The organism is Burkholderia sp. AU32262, from assembly GCF_020419985.1.
GTDB classification, from domain to species: Bacteria; Pseudomonadota; Gammaproteobacteria; order Burkholderiales; family Burkholderiaceae; genus Burkholderia; species Burkholderia semiarida.
This window is the reverse complement of sequence record NZ_JAIZRS010000065.1, coordinates 1-2,826: the sequence shown is the minus strand read 5'-3', so window position 1 is coordinate 2,826 and position 2,826 is coordinate 1. Positions and strand designations below refer to the sequence as shown.

The following is a 2,826-nucleotide window of genomic DNA, read 5'->3' as shown; positions in this document are numbered from 1 at the left end:
CACGCGCTCGATCCCGCCATGGTTGGCCCGTGCGACATAATCGGCCATCCAGTTCTCGCCGAGCACCTGGCGCGCGATCTCGACCACGATGTAGTCCGCTTCGAGATTCGCGTCCTCGCCGTAGCGCGACAGCCCCTGCAGGCACGACGGGCAGCTCGTCAGGATCTTCACGTCCGGGCCGGCCGCGGCAGCGGCCGCCGGCGCCGCCGCGTCGCCCGCCACCACCGGAATCGCACGCAGCTTCGCCGCACCCTTGCGGATCTCTTCTTCCTTGCGGAAGCGCACCTGCGTCGAGATGTCCGGCCGCGTGACCGCCAGCGTGCCCGATTCGCCGCAGCAGCGATCGTTCTTCTCGATCTTGTAGCCGTCCTTCTCCGAACCCATCAGCTCGTTGACCAGCTTCACCGGGTCCATCGTCTTGATCGGCGTGTGGCACGGGTCGTGGTACATGTAGCGCGTGCCCGTCACGCCGTCGAGCTTCATCCCCTTCTCCAGCAGGAACTCGTGGATGTCGATGATCCGGCAGCCCGGGAAGATCTTGTCGAATTCGTAGCCCGCGAGCTGGTCGTAGCACGTGCCGCACGACACCACCACCGTCTTGATGTCCAGGTAGTTCAGCGTGTTCGCCACCCGGTGGAACAGCACGCGGTTGTCCGTCACGATCTTCTCGGCCTTGTCGTACTGGCCCGAGCCGCGCTGCGGATAGCCGCAGCACAGGTAGCCCGGCGGCAGCACCGTCTGCACGCCCGCCTCCCACAGCATCGCCTGCGTCGCCAGCCCCACCTGCGAGAACAGCCGCTCGGAGCCGCAGCCCGGGAAGTAGAACACCGCCTCCGAATCCACGGTCGTCGATTTCGGGTCGCGGATGATCGGCACGATCTTGTTGTCCTCGATGTCCAGCAGCGCGCGCGCCGTCTTCTTCGGCAGGTTGCCCGGCATCTTCTTGTTCACGAAGTGGATCACCTGCTCGACCGCCGGCGGCTTGCCCGTCGTCGCCGGCGGGTGCTGCGTCTGCTTCGTCACGACCTTCTTGAGCATGTCGTTCGCGAAGCGCTGCACCTTGTAGCCCACCCCCATCATCACGCCGCGCGCGACGTTGATCGTCTGCGGATTGGTCGCGTTCAGGAAGAACATGCCCGCCGCGTTGCCCGCGTTGAACTTCTTCTTGCCCATCTTGCGCAACAGGTTGCGCATGTTCATCGTCACGTCGCCGAAGTCGATCTTCACCGGGCACGGCGTCGCGCACTTGTGGCACACCGTGCAGTGGTCGGCCACGTCGTTGAACTCGTCCCAGTGCTTGATCGACACGCCGCGGCGCGTCTGCTCCTCGTACAGGAACGCCTCGACCAGCAGCGACGTCGCGAGGATCTTGTTGCGCGGGCTGTACAGCAGGTTCGCGCGCGGCACGTGCGTCGCGCACACCGGCTTGCACTTGCCGCAGCGCAGGCAGTCCTTCACCGAATCGGCGATCGCGCCGATGTCGGACTGCTGCATGATCAGCGACTCGTAGCCCATCAGCCCGAAGCTCGGCGTGTACGCATTGCGCAGATCGGCGCCCTCGAGCAGCTTGCCCTTGTTGAAGCGGCCGTTCGGGTCCACGCGCTGCTTGTACGCGCGGAATTCGGCGATCTCGTCCTCGGTCAGGAACTCGAGCTTCGTGATGCCGATCCCGTGCTCGCCGGAAATCACGCCGTCGAGCGAGCGCGCGAGCGTCATGATCCGCGCGACGGCCGCGTGCGCGTCCTGCAGCATCTCGTAGTTGTCGGAGTTGACCGGGATGTTCGTGTGCACGTTGCCGTCGCCCGCGTGCATGTGCAGCGCGACGAACACGCGCGCGCGCAGCACGCGCTTGTGGATCGCCTGCGCTTCGTCGAGGATCGGCTTGAACGCGCCGCCGTTGAAGATCGCGCGCAGTTCCGCGCGGATCTCCTGCTTCCACGAGATGCGCACCGTGCGGTCCTGCGTGACGTGGAACACGGTCGCGCCCGGCTGCTCGTCCGCGCGGTCGGCGAACTTCTCCGCGAGCGCCTCGTAGCCGAGCTGCACCAGGTAGTGCTGCGCCTCGCGCAGCGGCTGGTCGAGCCGGTCGCGCACGAATTCCCAGCGCGCGCGCACGCGCCTGAGCAGCTCCAGCGCCTGCTGCACGCGGTCTTCCAGCAGTTCCGCGCTCGGGATCTCGTTCGCGTCGTCGGTCTTGCCGAGCGGCAGGTTGCCGCCACGGAAGAACGCCTCGAGCGCGTCGACCAGCTGCAGCTTGTTCTTCAGCGACAGCTCGATGTTGATCCGCTCGATGCCGTCGGTGTACTCGCCCATCCGGTTCAGCGGGATCACGACGTCCTCGTTGATCTTGAACGCGTTCGTGTGCTTCGCGATCGCCGCCGTGCGGCTGCGGTCCAGCCAGAAGCGCTTGCGCGCCTCCGCGCTGACCGCGACGAAGCCTTCGCCGCTCTTGCCGTTCGCCATCCGGATCACTTCGGACGTCGCGTGCGCGACCGCGTCGGCGTCGTCGCCGACGATGTCGCCGATCAGCACCATCTTCGGGAACGCATTGCGCTTGCTCTTGGTCGCGTAGCCGACCGCGCGCAGGTAGCGCTCGTCGAGGTGCTCGAGGCCCGCGAGGATCGCGCCGCCCTGCTTCGACGTCTCGAACAGGTAGTCCTTGATCTCGACGATGCTCGGGATCGCCTCGCGCGCCTGGCCGAAGAATTCGAGGCAGACGGTGCGCGTGTGCGCGGGCATCTTGTGCAGCACCCAGCGCGCGGACGTGATCAGCCCGTCGCAGCCTTCCTTCTGCACGCCCGGCAGGCCGGCGAGGAACTTGTCGGT

General features: G+C 66.5%; 1 protein-coding gene. It reads right to left on the bottom strand.

Going from position 1 to position 2,826, the window contains the following annotated elements:
• Positions 1-2,826: DUF3400 domain-containing protein (locus LGN10_RS33295; RefSeq protein ID WP_226226282.1), on the bottom strand; the 2,826-nt coding region annotated here is incomplete at both ends.